Genomic DNA, 22171 nt, shown 5'->3' with positions numbered 1-22171 from the left:
ACCCATCAGGGCCTCCTAATCGTCAGTGTCGTTGTTCGGGGAAGTTTGACGCGTTCGCGTCAGGCGTACTTGGCAATGACCTTGTCGGCCTCGCCGCGCGGCACTTCCTCGTAATGGTCGAACTGCATCGTGAAGTTGGCGCGTCCCTGGGAGAAGGAGCGCAACTGGTTCACGTAGCCGAACATGTTGGCCAGCGGCACCATCGCGTTGATGACGTTGGCGTTGCCGCGCATGTCCTGGCCCTGGATCTGGCCGCGGCGGGAGTTGAGGTCGCCGATGACCGAGCCGGTATACTCTTCCGGCGAAACCACTTCGACCTTCATCACCGGCTCGAGCAGAACCGATCCGCCCTTCTGCAGCGCCTCGCGGAAGGCGGCGCGGGAGGCGATCTCGAAGGCGAGCGCCGAGGAGTCGACGTCGTGGTAGGCGCCGTCGATCAGCTCGACCTTGACGTCGACCACGGGGAAGCCGGCGAGCACGCCCGCGCCGAGGACCGAGTTGAGGCCCTTCTCGACGCCGGGGATGTACTCCTTGGGCACCGCACCGCCGACGATCTTCGACTCGAACGCGAAGCCGGCGCCCGGCTCGTTCGGCTCGACCACGAACTTCACCCGGGCGAACTGACCGGTGCCACCGGTCTGCTTCTTGTGGGTGTAGTCGATCTCCTGACGGCGGGTCAGCTTCTCGCGGTACGCCACCTGCGGCTGACCGATATTCGCGTCGACCTTATAGGTACGGCGCAGGATATCGACCTTGATGTCGAGGTGGAGCTCGCCCATCCCGCGAAGGATGGTCTGGCCGGATTCCTGGTCGGTCGAGACCCGGAAGGACGGATCCTCGGCGGCGAGCTTCGAGAGCGCGATACCGAGCTTCTCCTGATCGGCCTTCGACTTCGGCTCGACGGCGATCTCGATGACGGGCTCGGGGAACTCCATCTTCTCGAGGATGACCGCGTCCTTCGGATCGCACAGCGTGTCGCCGGTGCGGGTGTCCTTGAGACCGGCCAGGGCGACGATGTCGCCGGCGAAGGCTTCCTTGACGTCCTCACGGTTGTTGGCGTGCATCAGGAGCATGCGGCCGACGCGCTCCTTCTTGTCGCGCGAGGAGTTGATCACGTTGGCGCCCGACTCGACCTTGCCGGAATAGACCCGGCAGAAGGTGATCGTACCGACGTGGGGATCGTCCATGATCTTGAAGGCGAGCATGGAGAAGGGATCGCTGTCGGTCGGGTGGCGGACCACCTCTTCCTCGGTCTTGAAGTCAAGGCCCTTGATCTCGCCGCGGTCGGCGGGAGACGGCAGGTAATCGACGACCGCATCGAGGAGCGGCTGGACGCCCTTGTTCTTGAAGGCCGAGCCGCACAGCACCGGATGGAAGGCACGAAGCTGCACCGCCTTGCGCACGAGCTTGCGCAGGGTCTCCTCGTCCGGCTCCACGCCGTCGAGGTAGGCGGTCATCGCGTCGTCGTCGAGCTCGACGCAGGCCTCGATCATCTTGGTGCGGTACTCGACCGCCTGATCGGCGAGATCGGCCGGAATCTCTTCCTCGGTGAAGTTGGCGCCGAGCGCCTCACCCGACCAAACGATCGCCTTCATCTTGATGAGGTCGATCACGCCCTTGAAGCTGGACTCGGCACCGATCGGCAGCTGCAGGCAGACCGGCTTTCCGGCGACGCGGCCGATGATGTCGGCGACGCACTTGAAGAAGTCGGCGCCGATCTTGTCCATCTTGTTGACGAACACGACGCGCGGCACGTCGTACTTGTCGGCCTGACGCCACACGGTCTCGGTCTGGGGCTCGACGCCCTGGTTGCCGTCGAGCACGCAGACGGCGCCGTCGAGCACGCGGAGCGAGCGCTCCACCTCGATGGTAAAGTCGACGTGGCCGGGGGTGTCGATGATGTTCAGGCGCTTGTCGCGCCAGAAGCAGGTGGTCGCAGCCGAGGTGATCGTGATGCCACGCTCCTGCTCCTGCTCCATCCAGTCCATCGTCGCGGCGCCCTCGTGGACTTCGCCGATCTTATGGGACTTGCCGGTGTAGTAGAGGATCCGCTCGGTCGTCGTGGTCTTGCCGGCATCGATGTGAGCCATGATGCCGAAGTTACGGTAGTCCTCGATCGCATGCGTGCGGGGCATCGGGGTCTCTCCGGGAGAAAGCGGGCTTGGAGCGCGGCCCGGTGGCCGCGCTCGACAGGCGAATTACCAGCGGTAGTGCGAGAAGGCGCGGTTGGCCTCGGCCATCCGGTGGGTGTCTTCACGCTTCTTGACCGCGTTGCCGCGGTTGTTGGCGGCGTCGAGCAGCTCGGCGGAGAGACGCTCGATCATGGTCCGGTCGTTGCGGCCGCGGGCGGCCTGGATCAGCCAGCGGATCGCGAGAGCCTGACGGCGCTCGGTGCGGACTTCGACCGGAACCTGGTAGGTCGCGCCGCCGACGCGGCGGGAGCGGACCTCGATCGCCGGGGCGACGTTGTCGAGCGCGGCGCGGAACACCTCGATCGGGTTGGCGCGGGCGCGGTTCTCGACGATGTCGAACGCGCCGTAGACGATCCGCTCGGCGGTCGACTTCTTGCCCTCGTACATGATGGAATTCATGAACTTGGTCAGAACGACGTCGCCGTACTTGGCGTCCGGGATGATCTCGCGCTTCTCGGCAGAGTGACGACGGGACATCTGTTTGCTCTCAGATTAATCGACTTAAGCGCCTCGCGCAGGCCGCCTTGAGCGTAAACGCCGGCGACATCCTTGCGAGGCCGTGGAAATGGCCGTCCGGAGATTCTTACTTCGGACGCTTTGCACCGTACTTCGAACGGCGCTGCTTGCGGTTCTTGACGCCCTGCGTGTCGAGCACGCCGCGCAGGATGTGGTAGCGCACACCCGGAAGGTCCTTCACGCGGCCGCCGCGGATCATGACCACGGAGTGCTCCTGAAGGTTGTGCCCCTCACCGGGGATGTAACCGATCACCTCGAAGCCGTTGGTCAGGCGCACCTTGGCGACCTTACGAAGCGCCGAGTTCGGCTTCTTCGGGGTCGTGGTGTAGACGCGCGTGCAGACGCCGCGCTTCTGCGGGCAGGCGTTGAGCGCCGGCACCTTGTTGCGCGCCTTCTGCGCCTTGCGCGGCTGGGCGATCAGTTGGTTGATCGTCGGCATCCTGTGCCCTCTTCATCCGGCCGCGCAGGGCGGCCACCGTCTGAAACCTGTCGAAGCCCCTTGCGGAGCGGCCGGGCCCCGGGCGAACCCGCGGCAAAACGAATAGCGCCAGAGGCCGATCAAGGCCTTTGACGATGGTGAGGCAGAGGATCACGCCGTGAACGACGCGTTCTTACCCGCTGATCTGACGAATACGTCAGGGTGTGATGCCGGTATCGGTCTGACGACGGTCGCCGAAGCCCCTGGCCTCGACCCGAAAGCGACTCTCGATCCACCGGAGTGGCGCGCTTCTACGCGGGGTGGCCGGGCCCGTCAATGCCCGGAGAGGATAAAGTTCGATGAACGGGCGTCCGATCTGCCGTCCGGACGGTGATCGGCGGCTCGGCTGTTATTCGGCGGCGCTGGGCAGGCGGAACGCGTCGATTCCGCGCCGATCCGGGTTGATTTCGGCCAGCGCCCGCTTGGCGGTTTCCAACGGATGTTCGGCCTCGATTCGGACCGAGCCCAGATCCGGGCTCTTGTACACAGTGACGACCGTATCCATCACTTCCGTCAGCGTCGTGCGCTTGTCCTCGGGCGCTGCGATGAGGAGTTGCAGGCCCCAGGCGCGGAAGAGATCGACCAGCGACTGACTGTTGCGGACGTCGAGTTTCGAGAAGGCTTCATCGAGAAGACAGAGGCCTAGGCCCGGCGTCTCGTCGCCGGGGCGGTCGCCGGGATAGTAGGCGGAGGCCATAGAGGCGGCGATCGCGACGTAGAACGGCGCCTGCGCCTCGCCGCCCGACCCGCGCAAAGCCCGGCTCGACAGGGTGGTGCGGTTGCCCGCCCGGTCGCGCATGCCGATCTCGTAGACGAAGTAGTTGCGGTAATCGGCCAGCCGCGCCGCGTTCTCCTCGCCCTCGATCAGCGCCGTGATCTCGGCGAGTGCGGCCGCGAGCGGGCTGTTATCTGGTCCGCCCTCAGCGCCATTGTCGGAGCTCGGCAGCACCGCCTGCGCCGCGTCGGGCGAGCGCGCGACTTCGGTGGCGAGCGCGTGGACGGCGGCGTAGCGGCGGTCCACCTCCGCCTCGAAGGCGTAGGTCTGGCCGGTGAAGGTCTGCGACGCCAGCCGCTCGTTGAGGGCATCGAGCCGGGCTCGCATCCGCTCGAACTTGTCGGCGAGCCGGGTCAGCAGATCCTCGGTCATCAGGCGGCGCATCTCGGCTTCCGCCCGGAGCGACTGGTCGCGGTAGCGGCGCAGTTCGTGGCCCGCCACCTCGTCGCGCTCTCGGGTCGCCCAGGCATAGCCGAACGAGGCCGGCTGCTCGCCCGAACCGAGCGGGTTCTCGACGCGCCACGCGGCGCAGTACTCGGCAAGATCCCGCTCGGCGGCACGGCCCTGGTTGCGCACGCTGTCGCCCGCCTCGCGGGCGGAGGCGCGGGCCTGCGAGGCCAGCGCCGCCAGCGCCTTGGTGTCGAGCGCGGCGCGGTCGGCCCGCGCCGCGGCGATTCCGGCCGCCGTGCCCGGCACGTCGGCGGGAACGGTGCCGGTGAGGCGGATGCGGACGGTGTCGCCGGAGGTCCAGCGCTTGAGCGCGGTGCGGTAGGCCAGGAAGGCGGCGCGCGCCGCCTCGTGCCCTTGCGCGACACGAGCCTTCAGCCCCGCCTCTTCCGCAAGCGCGGCGTCGCGCTTGGGCTCCAGCACCTGCACGAGTTCGGTCAGATAGGCGGAGCGCTCCTTCTGAAGCTCCTTCAGTTCCGCCTCGATCACGCCGGCATCGGCGCGGGCGACGGTATCCTGCTCGGTGGAGAGGCTGCGGCGGCGGCCCTCGATGGCGTCGGCCTCGGCGCGCAGGGCCTCGATATCGATCGGCGCTTCCGCCAGCCGGCTCCGCAGCAGCGCGGCGATGCGGGCGGCCTCGCGCATCACCGTGGCCTCGGCCCGCAGGGTCCGCGCCTCCTCGCGCGCCTCGTCGAGGCGGCGGCGGGTCTCGGCGGTGGGCCCGCGCTGGCCGCGGGTCATCATCAGCGGCACGGGGCGCACCACCGAGTAGGCCATGCCCGAGGTGGAGCGCCCGCTCGGCGCCACCGCGCGGCTCATGTTCCGGAGCGCCGCATCGTCGGGCGCGAGGTCGTAGCCGCCGAGCCGCGCCGCGAGGAAGGCCTCGGCGTGGTCGCTATCGGACTCGATCAGGCCCATCGGCCCGTCATCGAAGCGCCGCGCGGAGCGCCGCGCCGTGTCGGTGGTCTTTACCAAAAGGCAGCGGAAGAACTGGTTTTTTCGGGACTCGAGCAGGGCGAAGGCGCGGTCCAGCCGGTCGGGCTCGACCACCAGCGCCTCGCGGGCGCGGCCGAGCAGGCCTTCGAGTGCCGGGCCCCATTTCGGATCGACGATCTCGGCGAGTTCGCAGATCGGCGCCGCCTCGATGCCGAGCCGGCCCAGCTCCTCGCGGAACGCCTCCGTGTCCGAGGACAGGCGTGCGGCCGACGAACGGCCGGCATTCACTTGCACATCGAGGCCGCGGACCTCGTTCTCGCGCTCGCGGGCCTTGAGCGCGAGGTCTTCCGCTTCCTCTTCCAGGGTGCCAGACACGTCCGGCATCTGCGCGAGGCCGTCCAGCAGCCCCTTCAACGGCCCGTCGACCCGTAAAATGTCCTCCGGCGGCGCTTCGCGGCGGAGCCCCGAGCGGGCGCAGGCCTCGACGATGCGCGCTGCCTGAAGATCGATCCGGCGCAGGGGGCCGGCAAGGGCACTGAGGCGGCCGGCATCCTGCACGAGGCCGACGATCCCGGCGAGGCGGTTGGTCAGGTCGCGCCGGTCGCGGGCGACCATGGCGAGACCGGCATGAGAGGCCGCGAGCCGCGCCTCCGCGACGCTGCCGACGATCAGCGCCTTGCGGGCGGCGATCTCGCTGTCGATCTCGCGCACGAAGCCCTGGCTCGTCGCCACGCTCTCGCGGGCGATGCGCAGGCGCTCCGATGTCTCGGCGAGCAGGCGGCGGGCCTCCGCATGGTCGAGGATGCGGCGGCGCAGATCGGCGCCGGCGGCGCGCATCTCGTCGAGGGCGGCGGTGAGGCTCGCCCGCGCCCAACCCTCGTAGCGCGCACAGATGCGCGAGAGGTGGGCGAGGCGCTTCTCCAACTCCTCGATGGTCTCCAGCAGGCGCCGCCACGTCTCGATCGACTGACGGATGCGGGCGACATCGAGCGGCTCGGCCTCCAGCACGAAGCTGCGCACGAAGGCGCTGGTGTCGAAGATCGGCTTGAACGCCACCGCGTTGGAGAAGGTGCGCAGGAACTGGCGCGGATCGGGCACGGCCGCCCCCTCGCGCAGGGTCGCCAGCACGGCAGCGGTGAAGCGCTCGCCGGAGGTGCGGAACTCCTCGAACGTGTCGGCCCGGCGGCGCAGATCCGCGGCGATCTCGGCCCAGGGCGCGACGAAGCTGCCCTCGCTCGTCTCGCGCACGTAATCGGCGATCTCGAAACGGTGGCCGACGGCGATGAAGCGCGAAAGCGTTTCCTCCTTCGGCTCCTCGGAACGGGCGGCGAGCGCCAGCCCGACCGTGACGATGCGGCCGCTCGCGGGATTCTCGAACACGAGCGCGATGAGGGTTTCGCAGGCCTCGCGCGTCGGGCGCCCGCCCTCGGCCGGGTCGCTGATCCAGCCGAGGCAGTAGTCGCGCACCGTCCGTGCGCTGCGGCCCGAGGCGGAGGCGTTGAGCGCGAGCCGGCTCGCATTGTTGCCGGCCAGCACCGTGCCGACCGCGTCGAAGATCGTCGACTTGCCCGCGCCCGTGGGACCGACGAGCGCGGCCGCGCCCCGAATCCGGATCTGCTCGCGCCGGATGAGGTACCAATTCGAGATCGCAATGTCGGTGAGGCGGTACACCGGCCCGGCCGCTTATCCCGAGGTTGAACGAGAGACAGCGCAATGGACGCTACGCCTCCCGCACGCAAGGGCGGGATCGCGGCAGGCGACGAGCGGTGCTCGATCGTCACAATCTGAGGGTGCTTCAGCGCCGGACCACGACGGATCCGGGCGGCCGCCGGCATCGATACAGCAATCACCGACCCGTGATTTGACGGGGCCGTATCGATCCGAGACCAGGGCCATTCGGCGAAGCGTCCGGGCACCACTCGCGGAACAACTGGCGCAGATCTTCTGCAACGGCAGGTTTATGAAGCCGGTTCGATTACTGCCATTCCACGCCCCCTGCGTATTTTGACACATGCGAGAACCGCCGATTTTGACGCAAACCCAATACGATCCATGCCATACGACAAGATGCGCCCCCGACCGCCCAGCACTTCGATCACTGAAATGCCCGCCGACCGTACACGCCTGACTTACGGTGTTCTGTTTATTGTCGCCTCGATTGTTCTATGGGGAACGGCATCGTGGGTTGCAGGCAGTATCATCTGGGTCTGACGCCGATCAGAGGTCTTTCCTGCAAGCGATATAGCCTCCCAAAACATAACCGCCCTGCAGCGCGCAGAGGGAGGCGGCGATCATCAACAGGTCGGCCAATACCAGCTGCCCGTTGTGGAAGTGATAAATGATCCGCGCGACGATGATAAAGAAGCTCGCAACGGCAAGCATCCCCCAGTGATAAAACAGTCCGATCAATAGTCCGACAATAACGAGAAGCGGGATCGCTAGCACGGGATCATGACCCTATCCTGCCGGATCGGCACCTGAGAGCCGTTTTGACGAAATCTTTCCTTAGGTTACCGCCGCGAACGCATGCGCGCAAAGGGTTACTTGGCTTAAAACTAGGCGGATTTTGCAGGTTCCCGTTTATCGAACGGCATCGTTAACGAACCGGTCACCCTAAGGTCGGGCGTCCGGCCGGGAAGGCATCGTGTTGGTGCCGCTGCGTATCGATCCGCAGATCCGCGTATCCGGCCGTCGCCGAAACGGTACGGCTCCCGGACGATCCAGGCAGCACCCGTGCCATTCAGCCTGGGCGGCGCCTGAGCGAAGCCCAAATCCGCCATTCCGGATGGATCAGACGGATTTGGGAAGGAAGGGGTCCCGAGGGACCTCTGGGCGCCCCCGCTTTCGCCGACGGCGATACCGCTCGCCTCAGACTGACCGTCTATTTGGTTGACTCCGTCAACTTTCTCGTCGACGTTGTGGTCATGAAGGATGTCAGCGCCGACGACGTCATCGCCACGGTCCGCCGCTTCAACCGGTTCTACACCGGACTCGTCGGCGCGCTCGACGATCAGTTTCTCGGCTGCGACGTCACGCTTCCGGACGCCCGCCTGCTGTTCGAGATCGCGACGCACGACCGGGCGGAGAAGCCGCTCACCGCGTCCGCGGTGCAGGCAACGCTCGGCATGGATGCGGGCTATGTCAGCCGGATCCTATCCCGCTTCGAACAGCGGGGCTGGATCACCCGTGCCCGCGGCGCGGATGCGCGTGCCCGGCCGATCCGACTGACCGAAGCCGGGCGCAGCGCGTTCGAGGACCTGGACGGACGGCAGCGCGCGGCCGTGGCCAGCCTCGTCGGCGAGCTCGATTCCGTCCAGAGGGCGGATCTGGCGCAGGCGATGGCGCGCGTGCGCCTGCTGCTGCGACCTGAATCGGTTCCGGGCTTCGCGGTCCGCCCGTTCCGCACGGGCGATATGGGCCTGATCGCGGCCCGGCAATCGATGCTCTACGCCCGGAGCCACGGTTGGGGCCGCGGCCTGGAAATCACCGAGGGCGAGATCACCACCGACTTCCTGCGGAATTTCAAGCCGGGGCGCGAGCAGTGCTGGATCGCGGAGATCGACGGCCTCCTGGCGGGGTCCGTTTTCCTCACCGATGAAGGTGACGGCACCGCCCGGCTGCGCCTCCTCTATGTCGAGCCTTTCGCCCGCCGCCGCGGCATCGGCGAGACGCTCGTCGAGACCTGCATCGGCTTCGCCCGCGACACGGGCTATTCCCGCCTCACGCTGTGGACCCATACGGTTCTGGAAAGCGCCCGGCGCATCTATGCCCGCCACGGCTTCACCTGCGTCGAGACCGCGACTCATACCGGCTTCGGCATGCCGGTCGAGGGTGAAACCTGGAGGCTGCACCTGGGTGTGACGGGGCAAGCACCGAGTCAGGCCACGTGACGGGGGCGATGCCCCCGCCACATCGGTTATGTCACGCCGAGTCCCCGATCCCCGCTCCGGACAGGCCCTGTCGCGGGAAGATTAGCCGCCAAAATTCTTGGCGAGCCACGTCCCGGAGGCGGCCAGATCGGCCTGGGACAGGCCGTGACCGGCCGGATTGACCGTGTGGGTCACCGCCGCGCCCGCTTGCTGAAGACGCGCGGCGAGCCGTTCGGCATTCTCGGCGGGCACGATCGGGTCGAGAGCGCCCGAGAGCAGCAGCACCGGGCGGCCGGCGAGGTCGGCCGGCGGGCTCTCGGCGAGCGGCACCATCGCCCGCAGCAGAACCGCCCCCGCCAGCACCTGCGGGTGCAGGAGCAGGGTCGCTGCGGCGATGTTGGCCCCGTTCGAGAATCCGACCGCCACCGGCGCGGCGAGCCCGTAGGCCGCCCGCGCCTGCGCGACGAAGGCGGCGAGGTCTCCGGCCCGGCGGCGGACATCCGCCTCGTCGAACACGCCCTCCGCGAGACGGCGGAAGAAGCGCGGCATGCCGTTCTCCAGAACCGGCCCGCGGGGCGAGAGCAGCGCGGAGCCGGGCGAGAGCGCGCGGCCGAGGGAAAGCAGGTCGTTTTCGTCGCCGCCCGTGCCGTGCAGCAGCAGGAGCGGCGGCGCGGGCTCGTCTGCGCCGGGCTCGAAGCGGTGGATGAAGTCGAAGGTGACGCCGTTCGTCATGGCTGTCTCCGTTCCGTCTGAGGAAAGTGCGACCGCCCGGATCGGATCCGGGCGGTCGCGAAGGCGTGCGGTCGGTTCAGGCGACCTTCGGCAGCACCGCCTCGATCCGCCCGCGATGCGGCTCGAGGAAGGGCGGCAGCTTCAGCGCGGTCCCGAGTTCCGCCACCGGCTCGTCGATCGCAAAGCCCGGCGCGTCGGTGGCGATCTCGAACAGCACGCCGCCGGGCTCCCGGAAGTAGACCGAGCGGAAGTACTGCCGATCGCGCTGCTCGGTCACGGACAGGCCGTGCCGATCGCTCAGCCGCTCCGTCATCGCCGCCTGCGCCGCGTCGTCGGCGGCACGGAAGGCGATGTGGTGGATCGAGCCCGCCCCCTGCCGGCCGGGCAGGAAGTCGCCGACCGCCCGAAGCGTCACGAACCCGCCGAGGCCCGCCCCGCTCGTCAGCCGGATCTGGCTGCCCTCGCGGGCGGCTTCCGCAAAGCCGAGCACGTCGGTGAGGATCGCGGCGGTCGCCTCCGCCCCGCGCAGGAGCAGGGTGACGCCGTGGAAGCCGCGGATCGCGGTCTCCGGCGCGATGTCCTCGAAGGTCCAGGCCGGCTCGGCCTCCGCCCCCTCGACGCCGACGAGCGCCAGCGGCATCCCATCGGGATCGCGGAACCGCAGCACCGTCTCGCCGAAGACCGTCACCGGCGCCTCATGCGAGACGTTCAGCGATACGAAGCGGTGCGTCCAGGCACCGATGGAAGCGCGCGGCACGCGGAAGGCGGTCTCCGATACCTGCCCGATGCCGACGCGGCCGGGGGCCGCCTGGGCGATCGGGAAGAAGGTGAGGATCGTGCCGGGAGCGCCCGCCTCGTCGCCGAAATAGAGGTGATAGGTGCCCGGATCGTCGAAGTTGACGGTCTTCTTCACCAGCCGCAGGCCGAGCACGCGGGTGTAGAAGTCGATGGTGCGGGCCGTATCGCTCGCAAACGCCGTGACGTGGTGGATGCCGTGCGCGCTCATGGTGCGGGTCTCCTGTTCGAGAGGATCGCGGCGGGGATCCATGTCCGGGCTGCGATCGGTGTGAGCGCAATCTGGCCCTTGCCTGCTCGCCTGAAAATGGAAACGATTGAAACGCATCGTTTCCGGATTTGAGCAATGGCGAAACTTCCCGATTTCGAGGCCTGGGCCGTGTTCGCGGTGGTGGCCGACGCCCTCTCCTTCGCCCGTGCGGCCGACGAACTCGGGCTGTCGAAGGCGACGGTTTCCAAAGCGGTGGCGCGGCTGGAGGGCCGGCTCGGCGCGCGGCTGTTCCACCGCACTTCCCGCCGCCTCGCGCTCACGGAAGCCGGCCGTCTCGCACGCGAGGACGCGGCGGGGTTGCTGGCCGCGGGCGAGGCGGCGGAAGCCCGCGCGCTCGACGCCAACGGCGTGCCGCGGGGGCGGGTGCGGCTCGCGGCCCCGATGTCCTTCGGGGTTGCTCATCTCGCGCCGGTGCTGCCGGAATTCCTGGCCTCGCACCGCGAGGTCTCGGTCGATCTGCACCTGTCCGACGCGCTGGTCGATCTTGTCGGCGGCGGGTTCGATCTCGGTCTGCGCATCGCCGCGCTGCCCGATTCCTCGCTCCGGGTGCGGCGGCTCTGCGGGGTGCGCCGCTCGCTCGTGGCGACGCCGGCCTATCTCGAACGCTATGGACCGCCGCAACATCCCGAGGATCTGAAGGCCCGCGCCTGCCTCGGCTACGCCTACCTGCCGACCCCGGACCGCTGGCCCTTCACCAACAGTGCCGGCGAAACCGTGACGATCGTGCCCGAAGGCCCGCTACGGGCCAACAACGCCGACGCCCTGGCGCCGGCCCTGCGCGCCGGGCTCGGCCTCGCGGTGCAGCCGGATTTCACGATCTGGGAGGATCTGAAGTCGGGCCGCCTGGAGCGGGTGATGCCGGACTGGCAGCCGCCGCCGATCGCCCTCAACCTCGTGATGCCGCCGGGCCTGCCGCGCCCGGCCCGGGTCTCGGCACTGATCGCCTTCCTGGAACGGGCCTTCTCCACCGCGCCCTGGGCCCAGGCCGAGAGTCAGGCCCCCCTTCCCTCCCCGGCGGAGGCCCAGGCGCGAACCTGATCCATCCAGGCATCCGGCGAGAGCACGGTGATGCCCGGCATCACCATCAAAGGCGTGACCCGCTCGGCCCGGTCACGCTCGCCCAGCCGCAGGGCGCCCTTGCGGGCGAACAGGCGCAGGATCTCGATCAGGCGCGCCTCGTCCGGCGGCTCGGCGCGGGCGGCGGAGCGGATTGCGTCGGCGATGTCGTCGGTGGTGCATTCCACCGTGCCGTCGGTGGAGACGCGGTGGTCGCGCAGACCCTCCTCGTAGGCGAGCCGGAGCGCCAGCAGCACCAGCGTCTCGTCCTTGCGCAGGCGTTCCCCTTGCGCGTCGTGGCGCACGCCGTCCGGCGGCAGGACGAGGAACACCATCTGATCGCGGTGGGCGACCTCGAAGCGGTAGCCGAGGCAGGCGAAGTAGTCGCGGAAGAACGGCGCGTAGTGCCGCGCGAGTTCGTAGGAGCGGCCGATGCCGGTGGTCGCGGCGTAGATGCACTGGCTCTTCAGCATCACCTGAAGCGCGCGGGTCAGTTCCTCCTCGCTCGGCGCGGCGCTGCCGGGCGGGGGCGTCTCCTCGCCGTCGAGGATGGCGCGGAAGGGTTCGAGCATCGGATTGTCCGTTCAGCCTGCTTTGCTGGCTCCGCGCCGGGCGGCGGGGGGCGGTATGCGCTCGATCATGAAGTCCGGGCAGTCGAGCCAGCCGTTGGAGACGCGGCCCTCGATCCGGGCGACGCGGTAGCGGCTGCGCAGCACGCCGTCGAACAGAACGTCGATCTCGCGCAGGCGCTGAAAGACGACGAAGGCATCGACGTCATCGACCTGGATGTCCGAGCCGCGCAGGGCCTTCGCCTGAGCGAGCCGGGCGTCGAGATAGGCGACGATGCGCTCCGGCGTCACGGTGATGCGGCGGCGGAATTCGTCCTTGGCGGCGATGAAGGCCTCGATCGCCGGATCGATGTCGATCTCCGGCAGGGGCTCGTACTCGATGATCCGGCGCGGCATGCGCGGATTCGTGAGCTGCGGCGGGCCGATCGGCGGGCGCAAGAGCGAGATCTGCGGCAAGGGCAGGCCGGCGAGGTCGTCCTCGCTTGCGCCGACCGCGCGGAGCGCCGCCGCCGCCCGCTCGATCCGGGCGGAATCGCGCGGATCGCGGTAGCGGAGCGCGGCCGAGATGCGCCGCTCAAGCCGCGCCACCACGTCGGCCACCGCGTCGAGATGCGGGTCGAGACCTTCGAAGATCGAGAGGATTTCGACGAGGTCGGTACGCACCATCCGCTCGGCCGCGGTGATGTCGGCGGCGCGGCCCTCGCGCAGATTGCCGTCGGCCAGCGCCCGGAGCGTCAGCGGATCGCGCAAGGCGCGCCCCGCCTCGCGCACGATGCCGGAGCGGAAGCGGAACGGATTGAAGCGGGTGTGCAGGGTCCGGTAGTCGGAGACGAGGTGGCGTTCGACGAACTCCTCGAAATAGAGCCGGAAGGCCGCGCTGAGATCGGGCTCGCGCAGGATGCGCTCTTCGAGCTTGCGCATGGCGCCGGCCAAGCCGCGCAGGTGGCCGAGGAAGGTACGCGAGGCCTTGGCCGCGTTGCGCAGGGCCTCGGAGCGGTCGGCGGGGCTGGCGATGGCGCTCTCCAGCGCGCTCAGCACCTCCAGCACCGCGCCGCCGTAGGAGCGGGTCTCGCCGCGCTCGATCCGGGCCAGTTCCTCGATCAGCAGCCGCGCATCGGGGTCGAAATCGACCACCGGCACGTAGCGCTCGCGCCGCTCCACCAGCCAGCCGGCCTCGATCAGCCTCCGGAACACCGCCGAGCGCCGCTCGATCGGATCGACGGGTGTCGCCTCGTCGTCGGCGATCTCGGCCTGGCTCCAGCCGGCGGAAAAGTCGCCGATGGCCGCCAGAAGCTCACTCTTGCGCAAGGGCTCGGCGGCGTCGCCGAACACGCGGGCGTGCAGGTGCAGCAGCAGGGCCGCGTTGAAGGCGCGGCTCGGCGAGGCGAGCGGTCGAAAGAGGTCGTCGGCGAGATGGGTGAACAGCATGACGGGATGGGCGCGACCACAACCCGCTCGGACGCCGCCGGTCAATGCTCGCGCAGCTCCATCCCCCATGCATCGACCGGGGCATGCGACCGTTGTCTCGGTGACCGCCACCGATGGAGTCGCTCCATGCGCATCGAAACCGTCTTCCTGTTCGATCTCGACGGCACGCTGGTCGACAGCGTCTACCAGCACGTGCTCGCCTGGAAGGAGGCGCTCGATGCGGAGGGGATTCCGCTCTCGGTCTGGCGCATTCACCGCAAGATCGGGATGAGCGGGGGGCTGTTCACCAACCAGCTCCTGCGCGAGACCGGGCTCGCCATCGACCCGGAACGGATCGACCGGCTGCGGCGGCTGCACGCGGAGGCCTATGGCCGGCTCTCGAAGGGCGTGGTGCCGCTCCCGGGCGCCCGGGAACTGCTCGCGACGCTGACCGAGAACCGCATCCCCTGGGCCATCGCCACCAGCGGCCGAATGGAGACCGCGGGCCACAACCTCGTCGCGCTCGGTGTCGATCCCGGACAGGTGCCGGTGGTGACGCGGGACCTCGTGAAATACGCCAAGCCCGATCCGGACCTGTTCCTCGCCGCCGCCGAGCGGCTGAACGCGCCGATCGAGCACGCGGTGATCGTCGGCGATTCGATCTGGGACATGCTGGCGGCCCGCCGCTGTCGCGGCCTCGGGGTCGGCCTGCTGTCGGGTGGATACGGCACGGAAGAGTTGGAACGCTCCGGCGCCGTCAGGGTCTACGACGACCCGGCGATGCTTCTGGAACATCTCGACGAAGTCGGCGGCCGACGCTGAGCGCTGAGCGCACGCTATGGCCAAGGTTAGGCCGAAGATCCGCCGTGCCCGACCCCGTTCACGGGTTCGTAGTTCGATCCTGACGATTGGATGAACGGCCCCTTGCCGCTTCGTTCATGCGACAGGACGTAGCGTGAGCTTCGGCACATCGGGAGTGAACCGAATCCAGGCCGTACCCGTTGGGGTGCCAATGGATCGATGATCCACCGTTCTCGGAGAGACTTCATGAAGAAGCTTGCGATTCTGTCTGCCGTGGCCGTCCTCGGCGTGGGCGCCCTGTCCTCGACCGATGCCGAGGCCCGCTGGCGCGGCCGTGGCGGCGGCGGCGCGATCGCGGCCGGCGTCATCGGTGGCCTCGCGGCCGGCGCGCTCGTCGGTGCGGCCGCTTCGAATGCCTACGGTTACGGCGGCTATGGTGATGGCTACGGTTACGGCGGTGGCTACGGTTACGGCGGTGGCTACGGCTATGCCCGCCCGGTCGCCGGTTACGGGTATGGCTATGCCCGCCCCGCCTACGGCTACCGCAACGTCGGCTATTACGATGGCGGCTACTACGCGCCGCGTCGTGCCTACGGTGGCTATTCCTGGGGCGGCCCGGCCTACGATTACGGCTACGGCTGGTAAGTCTTTCAGGCCTGACAGCCTCTGACAACGAAACGGCCGCGCCCCATCCGGGCGCGGCCGTTTCGCGTTTCAGGCAGCGGCGTCGCGGGCGGCGATGGTCTCGGACCAAACCACGGCGCGGCGGGCGACGCCGATATGCTGGCGCTCGTACATGCGGCCCTCGACCTTGATCGCCGCGCGCTTGGCGTTCTCCGGCAGGTTGAAAGCCTCGATCACGAGGCGGGCACGGCGCACCTCCTCCTCCGTCGGAGCGAAGGAGGTGTTGGCGGGCTCAAGCTGGTTCGGGTGGATCAGCGTCTTGCCGTCGAAGCCGAGATCGCGCGCCTGCCGGCACTCCTCGCGACAGCCCTCCGGATCGGCGATGTCGTTCCACACGCCGTCGAGGACGATCAGCCCCTCGGCGCGGGCCGCGGCCAGGGTCAGCATCATCCAGGGCAGCATCGGCACGCGCCCACGCACCAGTTGCGCCCAGGTGTCCTTGGCCAGATCGTTGGTGCCGAGCACGAAACCGGTCAGCCGGTTGCGGCGGTCGCGACGCGCCTTGGCGATCTCGTGGATGTTGAGGATCGCCGCCGGGGTTTCGATCATCGCCCAGACGGCGATGGAATCGGGGGCGTCGAGCGCCTCCAGCGCGTCGGCCACGCTTTCCAGCACCGCGGGCGAGGACACCTTCGGCATCAGGATCGCGTCGGGCTTGGCCTGGATCGCCGCGCGCAGGTCGCCGTCGCCCCAGGGCGTCTGTGGCGCGTTCACCCGGATCACGAGTTCGCGATGGCCGTAACCGCCGCCCTTCACCGCGGCGCAGACCTGATCGCGGGCCATTTCCTTCTCCTCCATGGAGACGGCGTCCTCGAGATCCAGAATCAGCGAGTCGGCGGGCAGCGTCTTCGCCTTATCCAGCGCCCGCTGGTTCGATCCCGGCATGTAGAGAACACTGCGGCGCAACCGCAAATCGGACATGTCTCGTCTCCTCCCAGGGGCCGGTGAGGGGCCCGGCGCGCCGCTCCCCACCCTCGTTTGAATGCATAATACGAACAATCCCGATCGGTTGGAAGCGGCCGGAAGCGAAGCTATTTAACCGCGAGCGCCCGGCAACCGCCAGAGGGCGCAACCTCGCCTTGCGGCGCCGCCGTCCGGATCTCGGATCTTGGGCGACGCGCCCGATCCGTATTTCGGCCTCGTTTCCCCGTCGGGGACGACGCTTCATTCTGGAGAATCCCATGCCCTTGATGCGTTTCGACCTGATTGAGGGCCGCAGCGACGCGGAACTGAAGGCGCTTCTCGACGCCGCGCACGAGGCGATGCTCGAAGCCTTTCAGGTGCCGCCGGGCGACCGCTACCAGATCGTGACCGAGCACAAGCCCTCGCGGATGATCGTGGAGGATACTGGCCTCGACATCCCCCGCACGCGGGATGTGGTCGTGGTGCAGATGATCACCCGGCCGCGCGGACGTGAGAAGAAGGAGCTGTTCTACCGGCTGCTGACCGAGAAGTTGCAGGCTGCCTGTGGCATCGCCCCCGCCGACGTGATGGTCTCGACGGTGGAGAACACCGACGAGGATTGGTCGTTCGGGCACGGCCGGGCACAGTTCCTCACCGGGGAATTGTGAGCCCCGGCCGCTCGCCCTCCGCCACGAGCCAGTCGACGAAGGCGGTGAGCGCGGGCGACTTGTCGGCATCGAACGGCGTCAGAGCAAAGTAGGCGGCGCGCCCGACCCGGATTTCCGGAAAAGGCGCGACGAGCCGGCCCGCAGCGACCATCCGATCGAGCACGGGAAACGGCCCGATGCCGAGGCCTGCACCGTCCTCGAGCGCCTGAAGTGTCACGAAGAAGTGGTCGAAGACCCGGCGGCGCACGCCGCCGGGAAGCGTCACCTCGGCGGCCGTCAGCCAGTCGCTCCAATCCCCCGGCCGGGTCTCGGTGCCGAGGAGGATGTGAGCGTCGAGGTCGCGCAACGTCGCGAGCGGTTTGTCCCGCAGCAAAGCGGGGCTTGCCACCAGCGTGTCGGTCTCCGTCAGGAATGGCACGGCGCGGTGCTGTGGCCAGGGCTCGGGGCCGCGCCGGATCGCGAGGTCGAACCCGCCGCGCAGCGCATCCTGCAAGGTCGTCGTGGTGGTGACCCTGACCTCCGTGCCGGGGCGAACCGCATGGAATTCGTCCAGGCGCGGGATCAGCCAGCGCATCGCGAAGGTCGCGGGCGCGCTGACCCGCAGAACGCGCGGCGCCTGCGGCCGTCCGCACGCTTCGGCCGCCGCCGTGAGCCGATCGAAGGATAGGCTGATCTCCTCGGCGAAGACGCGTGCCGCCGGGGTCGCCACCATCCGTCGCCCGACCCGCACGAAAAGCCTTTGGCCGAGCCATGTCTCCAGGGCGGCGACCTGCCGGCTCACCGCGCCGTGGGTTAGCCCGAGTTCGAGCCCGGCCTGCGCGTAGCTGCCGGCCCTGGCGGCGACTTCGAACACCTGCAACGCGTGCAGCGGCGGTAACCGGCGCATGTCCCTCGCCCTCGCAATCCGTGAGCAAACCGCACGGAACCCGTGAGGCGATCGGCTCTCATCGCGCAAAACTCACAAGTCTAGGATCGCCGCGCAATCGCAGCCGGAGATTTTCGTGTGAGCCAGGCCCTTCGACTCGATGGATTCCAGCGAGCGGATCGCGCGAGCCCCGACCTCAAGCGGCGCAGCCTCGGCGGGGCCTGCCTCGCCCACGCCCTGCACGACGGCTACACCGACCTGCTCTACGTGCTGCTGCCGGTCTGGCAGACGGAGTTCGGCCTCGGCTATGCCGGGCTCGCCGTCCTGCGCAGCCTCTACTACGCGACCATGGGCGGGTTGCAGATCCCCGCCGACCGGCTGGCGGCGCGCTGGCCGATCCGCGTGAGCCTTACCGTCTCGACCCTCGTCGCCGCGGCGGGCTTCGGCGTCATGGCGCTGAGCGGCAGCCTGTTCGGGCTCTGCGCCGGTCTGGTGCTTGCCGGGATCGGTGCGAGCCTCCAGCATCCCCGCGCCTCGCTCCTCGTCGCGCAGGCCTATGGCGGCGCCGCGCGCGGGCCGCTCGGGATCTACAATTTCGCCGGCGATCTCGGGAAGGCGGTGTTTCCGGTCGCCGTCGCGCTGCTGCTCGGGGTGATGGCGTGGCGGCCGGTCGCCGGGCTGATGGCGGCGGTCGGCCTCGCCGCGGCTTTGGCGCTCGTCCTCGTCCTGCCGCGGGGATCGCTGGCCGCCGCCCCCCCGCGCGCCGGCGGGAGCGGTGGGAAGGGCCGGGGCTTCGCGCTCCTGATGACGGTCGGCGCTCTCGATACCGCCACGCGGATGGGGACCCTGCTGTTCCTGCCCTTCCTGCTGGAGGCGAAGGGCGGCACGGGCACGACCACCGGGCTCGCCCTCGCCCTCGTGTTTTCCGGCGGCGCCTTCGGCAAGGCGGTGTGCGGCTGGCTCGGCGAGCGGCTCGGCATCGTGCCCTGCGTCGTCGCGACAGAGACGGCCACCGCCCTGGGGATCGCCGCGCTCCTCGTCCTGCCGCTCGGGCCGACCCTGGCCCTGCTGCCGCTCCTCGGCCTCGTCCTCAACGGCACCTCCTCGGTGCTCTACGGGACGGTGCCGGATCTCGCGCCGCGGGGGGATGTCGGCCGGGCGTTCGCGCTGTTCTACACCGCGGTGATCGGATCGGGCGGCCTCGCGCCGATCGCTTACGGGGCGCTGGGCGACAGGGCCGGCCCGGCCGTCGGCCTCCTGGCCGCCGCCGCCACGGCGCTCGCCATCGTTCCGCTGGTCCTTCGATTGCGCCGGTCGCTCGCGGCCAGCGGCCAGGCTTGAGCAAGAACAAACGCGAATTCAGCCGTTGTCTTCGTCTATACGGCCAAGTCACGAAACAAAATCAGGTCAACCTTTCGTCAAGATCGAACGTCAAGGGCGTCCTCGAAGTGCTTTTCGAGGGGACGAACCGGATGCGAAGAACCTGCCTCGGCGCCTGTGCCGGCCTTTTGCTGCTCGCAGGAATGTCCGCACCCGCGCAGGCCGAGAACCGGACGGCGATGAGTGTCGGAGCCGGCGCCGTGGCCGGTGCGCTCGTGGCCGGGCCGGTCGGCGCCGTGGTGGGGGCGGTGGCCGGTGGCTTCATCGGCTCGAACAGCAGCGCGCGTCCCCGCTCCACCCGCAAGCGCCGCGCCGCTCTGCGCCGGTCGGTCCGTGCGCCCCGCCGCGCGGCGATGGCCGAGCCGGCGGTCGCCCGCTCCGAGGCGCCGCGGGCGATGACCACCGGTGGCGCGAGCGCCGCCGCACCGGTCCGTTCCGGCTGGCAGGATCCGCGTTGAGCGTGTCCGGACCGGCCCCGGCAAGTGTCGCTTTCACGTCACAGCCAGGGAAATGCGCAAGCGTGGCCGGTCCGGTGCCATTTTCATGACGCGATGCGGCGCGCAGGATCAGCTCATGCAATCGTCCGAGAGCGAGGAAGCGATGGCTGATCCGAGCGCCGACCCGAACCGAACGGACCGACTGCAGACGGTATCCTGCCTTGAGCGGCCCGTCGTCAGCCGGGTGACCAAAGGTGTCGCCTCCGCCATCGGCAAGCGCCTGTCCGTCGATAAGGACGGCGCCCTGCCCGATCGCCTCGCCTTCCTCGTGGATCGTCTCCAGGCCGGACCTCTCGGCCGCACCTCCCTCAAGCATCGTCGAGTTGCCTGAATGTCCAAGTTCGATCGCGCCCTCAACGACGCCGCCGTAGTCCCCTTCCCCGCTGCCGCCGCCGAGGCGGTGGCCGACGAGAACGTCGCCTCGATCATCGAGGTGCTTCAGGATCAGCTCAAGCTCGCCCGCGAGGGCAAGCTGCGCTCGGTCGCCGTGGTCTCGGTCTCGAACGACGGCAGCGCCATCGGCACGCAGTGGTCCTGCGCCCACGGCGACGTGGCGAGCCTGATCGGCAAGCTCACCGTCCTGTCCCACGACATGATGGCCGCCCGGAACTGAGTTTTTCGCACTCGGCGAGAACGCAGAAAGGGCCGGCGGTTCATCCGCCGGCCCTTTCTCATTTGATTCCGACCCATGCTTCGGTCGGCAAAGCGATCCGGGCAACCGCGGGCGGCCCCCGGATCAGGCGGAAGCCTCAGACGAGCCCGAGCTTCTGCGCCAGCCCGATGCGCTGGAGCTTGCCGGTGGCGCCCTTTGGGATCTCGTCGAGGATCAGGATCTTGGCCGGCACCTTGAAGGCGGCCAGACGCTCCGAGGCGAAGCTGCGGATATCCTTCTCCACCGCCTCGACGCCCTCGCGCAGAACGATCGCGGCGGCCACATCCTCGCCGAGCTTGTCGTGCGGTACCGCGAAGGTGACGCATTGCGACACCGCCGGGTGGTCCATCAGGATCTCGTCGACCTCGCGAGGGCTGATCTTCTCGCCGCCGCGGTTGATGATCTCCTTGAGGCGCCCGGTGATCGAGAGGTAGCCCTCGGGCGACAGCACGCCCTGGTCGCCGGTGCGGAACCAGCCCTGCTTGGTGAAGGCCTCGGCATTGGCCTTGTCGTTGTTCTCGTAGCCCTTCATCACGTTGTCGCCGCGGATGACGATCTCGCCGGTCTCGCCCGCGGGCAGCGGCTCGCCGTCCATATCGACCACCGCGATTTCCGGGCCCGCCGCGAGGCCGACCGAGCCCGCATAGTGGGGCTTGGGCGGCAGCGGGTTCGAGGCCATCTGGTGCGCGGCCTCGGTCATGCCATAGGCCTCGATGACGGGCGCGCCGAAGGTCTCCTCCAGCTCCTTCATCACCTGCGGCGGCAGGGACGAGGAGGAGGAGCGGATGAACCGCAGCGGGTTCTTCGCGATGATCTCCCGGTTGCGCGCGGCCCGGCCCAGGATCGCCTGATGCATGGTCGGCACGCCGGTGTACCAAGTGGGGCGCACCTCATCCATCCAGCCGAAGAACTTCAGCGCGTTGAAGCCCGGCGTGCAGGACACTTGGCCGCCGACCGAGAGCGGGGCGAGGATGCCGGCGATCAGGCCGTGGATGTGGAACAGCGGCATGATGTTGAGGCCGCGATCCTCGGGCACGAAGGCCAGCGCGGTGCGGATGTTGCGCGCCGAGGCGCAGACATTGGCCTGCGTCAGCGGCACGATCTTCGGCCGCGAGGTGGTGCCGGAGGTGTGCAGCACCAGCGCGATGTCGTCCGACCCGGCGGGGCCGCTCTTCGCCGCCGGACCGGCGCTCTCGCCGGCAAAATGCAGCGTGAAGCTGCCGGCGCCCTCCTCCGGGGTCGGCCGCAGGCGGGCCACCGACACGCCGAGCTTCTCCGCGATGGCGACGGCCGGCGACTCGGAGCCCTCCGCGACCAGCAGGAGCTTGGCCCCGAGGTCGCTCATGTAGAACTCGAACTCGTCGGCCTTGTAGCTCGGGTTGAGCGGCGCGGAAGTGGTGCCGGCGGCCACCGCGATGAAGGCGGCGGCCATTTCGGGTCCGTTCGGCAGCACGATCGCGACGCGGTCGCCGCGGCCGATGCCGCGGGCGTTGAGGTCGGCGACCGTGCGCTCGGTCAGCGCCCGCAGGGCCTGGAACGTCAGCGGCACGCCGCCGGGGCTCGACAGGGCGGGGGCCGCATCGGCGCCGGCCTGGATCAGCTCGTGAAGAGTCGTCGCGGGCACGCTGGCCTCCTTGGAATCGGTGGGGAGAAGGGCGGAAGGTTCGGGCAGAAGCAT

21 protein-coding genes are annotated in these 22171 nt (G+C 69.1%); 9 read left to right on the top strand and 12 right to left on the bottom strand.

Annotated features, from left to right (window positions below; all coding sequences use genetic code 11):
- Positions 1 to 59: 59 nt before the first annotated feature.
- The 5 genes from fusA to E4V01_RS06365 form a co-directional block, all read right to left on the bottom strand.
- Positions 60 to 2135, bottom strand: coding sequence for an elongation factor G (gene fusA, locus E4V01_RS06385; protein ID WP_060769710.1), 2076 nt, complete (start codon positions 2133 to 2135; stop codon positions 60 to 62).
- A gap of 63 nt (positions 2136 to 2198) precedes the next feature.
- Entirely contained in the window at positions 2199 to 2669 is a 471-nt protein-coding gene (gene rpsG, locus E4V01_RS06380) for a 30S ribosomal protein S7 (protein WP_004447768.1), read from the bottom strand.
- A gap of 106 nt (positions 2670 to 2775) precedes the next feature.
- A complete protein-coding gene (rpsL, locus tag E4V01_RS06375; RefSeq protein ID WP_004447775.1) occupies positions 2776 to 3147 on the bottom strand; it encodes a 30S ribosomal protein S12 in 372 nt (123 codons plus the stop codon).
- 388 nt (positions 3148 to 3535) lie between these two features.
- Positions 3536 to 7015, bottom strand: coding sequence for an SbcC/MukB-like Walker B domain-containing protein (locus E4V01_RS06370; RefSeq protein ID WP_135297759.1), 3480 nt, complete (start codon positions 7013 to 7015; stop codon positions 3536 to 3538).
- 546 nt (positions 7016 to 7561) lie between these two features.
- Complete coding sequence (locus E4V01_RS06365; protein ID WP_135297758.1) at positions 7562 to 7789, bottom strand: hypothetical protein; 228 nt, start codon at positions 7787 to 7789, stop codon at positions 7562 to 7564.
- A gap of 479 nt (positions 7790 to 8268) precedes the next feature.
- Between E4V01_RS06365 and E4V01_RS06360 the strand changes: the two genes are divergently transcribed.
- The gene (locus E4V01_RS06360) at positions 8269 to 9234 is read left to right on the top strand and encodes a helix-turn-helix domain-containing GNAT family N-acetyltransferase (protein WP_135297757.1); all 966 of its coding nucleotides are present in this window, start codon (positions 8269 to 8271) and stop codon (positions 9232 to 9234) included.
- An 81-nt stretch (positions 9235 to 9315) separates the two neighbouring features.
- Here E4V01_RS06360 and E4V01_RS06355 read toward each other — a convergent pair whose 3' ends face one another.
- Positions 9316 to 9945, bottom strand: a complete 630-nt coding sequence (locus E4V01_RS06355; RefSeq protein ID WP_135297756.1) for an alpha/beta hydrolase — start codon at positions 9943 to 9945, stop codon at positions 9316 to 9318.
- Between the two features lie 76 nt (positions 9946 to 10021).
- Positions 10022 to 10951, bottom strand: coding sequence for a ring-cleaving dioxygenase (locus E4V01_RS06350; RefSeq protein ID WP_135297755.1), 930 nt, complete (start codon positions 10949 to 10951; stop codon positions 10022 to 10024).
- A gap of 135 nt (positions 10952 to 11086) precedes the next feature.
- Between E4V01_RS06350 and E4V01_RS06345 the strand changes: the two genes are divergently transcribed.
- Complete coding sequence (locus E4V01_RS06345) at positions 11087 to 12049, top strand: LysR family transcriptional regulator (protein ID WP_060769706.1); 963 nt, start codon at positions 11087 to 11089, stop codon at positions 12047 to 12049.
- Here E4V01_RS06345 and E4V01_RS06340 read toward each other — a convergent pair.
- Both E4V01_RS06340 and E4V01_RS06335 read right to left on the bottom strand, forming a co-directional pair.
- On the bottom strand, positions 12004 to 12639 hold the full coding sequence (locus E4V01_RS06340) for a DUF4194 domain-containing protein (protein WP_135297754.1): 636 nt from the start codon (positions 12637 to 12639) through the stop codon (positions 12004 to 12006). The two genes, E4V01_RS06345 and E4V01_RS06340, sit on opposite strands and share 46 nt — an antisense overlap.
- A 12-nt stretch (positions 12640 to 12651) precedes the next feature.
- A complete protein-coding gene (locus tag E4V01_RS06335; protein ID WP_135297753.1) occupies positions 12652 to 14064 on the bottom strand; it encodes a Wadjet anti-phage system protein JetA family protein in 1413 nt (470 codons plus the stop codon).
- A 126-nt stretch (positions 14065 to 14190) separates the two neighbouring features.
- Between E4V01_RS06335 and E4V01_RS06330 the strand changes: the two genes are divergently transcribed.
- Both E4V01_RS06330 and E4V01_RS06325 read left to right on the top strand, forming a co-directional pair.
- On the top strand, positions 14191 to 14865 hold the full coding sequence (locus tag E4V01_RS06330; protein WP_060769703.1) for an HAD family hydrolase: 675 nt from the start codon (positions 14191 to 14193) through the stop codon (positions 14863 to 14865).
- 198 nt (positions 14866 to 15063) lie between these two features.
- A complete protein-coding gene (locus E4V01_RS06325) occupies positions 15064 to 15489 on the top strand; it encodes a twin-arginine translocation signal domain-containing protein (RefSeq protein ID WP_256371243.1) in 426 nt (141 codons plus the stop codon).
- Positions 15490 to 15558: 69 nt separating this feature from the next.
- Here E4V01_RS06325 and E4V01_RS06320 read toward each other — a convergent pair whose 3' ends face one another.
- On the bottom strand, positions 15559 to 16449 hold the full coding sequence (locus E4V01_RS06320; RefSeq protein ID WP_060769701.1) for a CoA ester lyase: 891 nt from the start codon (positions 16447 to 16449) through the stop codon (positions 15559 to 15561).
- A gap of 260 nt (positions 16450 to 16709) precedes the next feature.
- On the opposite strand from E4V01_RS06320, the gene E4V01_RS06315 reads away from it, so the two are divergent.
- Complete coding sequence (locus tag E4V01_RS06315) at positions 16710 to 17099, top strand: tautomerase family protein (RefSeq protein ID WP_009864586.1); 390 nt, start codon at positions 16710 to 16712, stop codon at positions 17097 to 17099.
- Here the strand turns inward: E4V01_RS06315 and E4V01_RS06310 are convergent.
- The gene (locus E4V01_RS06310) at positions 17083 to 17985 is read right to left on the bottom strand and encodes a LysR substrate-binding domain-containing protein (RefSeq protein ID WP_135297751.1); all 903 of its coding nucleotides are present in this window, start codon (positions 17983 to 17985) and stop codon (positions 17083 to 17085) included. The genes E4V01_RS06315 and E4V01_RS06310 overlap by 17 nt on opposite strands.
- 117 nt (positions 17986 to 18102) lie before the next feature.
- On the opposite strand from E4V01_RS06310, the gene E4V01_RS06305 reads away from it, so the two are divergent.
- From E4V01_RS06305 to E4V01_RS06290, 4 genes are all read left to right on the top strand, one after another.
- Positions 18103 to 19305, top strand: coding sequence for an MFS transporter (locus E4V01_RS06305; protein WP_135297750.1), 1203 nt, complete (start codon positions 18103 to 18105; stop codon positions 19303 to 19305).
- A 131-nt stretch (positions 19306 to 19436) separates the two neighbouring features.
- Positions 19437 to 19802 (top strand): hypothetical protein, encoded by a 366-nt coding sequence (locus E4V01_RS06300; protein ID WP_060769698.1) that lies wholly within the window; start codon positions 19437 to 19439, stop codon positions 19800 to 19802.
- Positions 19803 to 19944: 142 nt separating this feature from the next.
- A complete protein-coding gene (locus E4V01_RS06295; RefSeq protein ID WP_245517438.1) occupies positions 19945 to 20172 on the top strand; it encodes a hypothetical protein in 228 nt (75 codons plus the stop codon).
- On the top strand, positions 20173 to 20454 hold the full coding sequence (locus tag E4V01_RS06290; RefSeq protein WP_003600059.1) for a hypothetical protein: 282 nt from the start codon (positions 20173 to 20175) through the stop codon (positions 20452 to 20454).
- A 136-nt stretch (positions 20455 to 20590) separates the two neighbouring features.
- On the opposite strand, the gene E4V01_RS06285 is transcribed toward E4V01_RS06290, so the two are convergent.
- Positions 20591 to 22171 carry an acyl--CoA ligase gene (locus tag E4V01_RS06285; protein ID WP_135297749.1) on the bottom strand — a complete coding sequence of 527 codons (1581 nt, stop codon included), beginning with the start codon at positions 22169 to 22171 and terminating at the stop codon, positions 20591 to 20593.

The sequence above is a fragment of the Methylorubrum sp. Q1 genome, from assembly GCF_004683995.1.
Classification (GTDB): domain Bacteria; phylum Pseudomonadota; class Alphaproteobacteria; order Rhizobiales; family Beijerinckiaceae; genus Methylobacterium.
The sequence above is the reverse complement of the archived record's forward strand: the minus strand, read 5'-3'. Positions and strand labels throughout refer to the sequence as shown.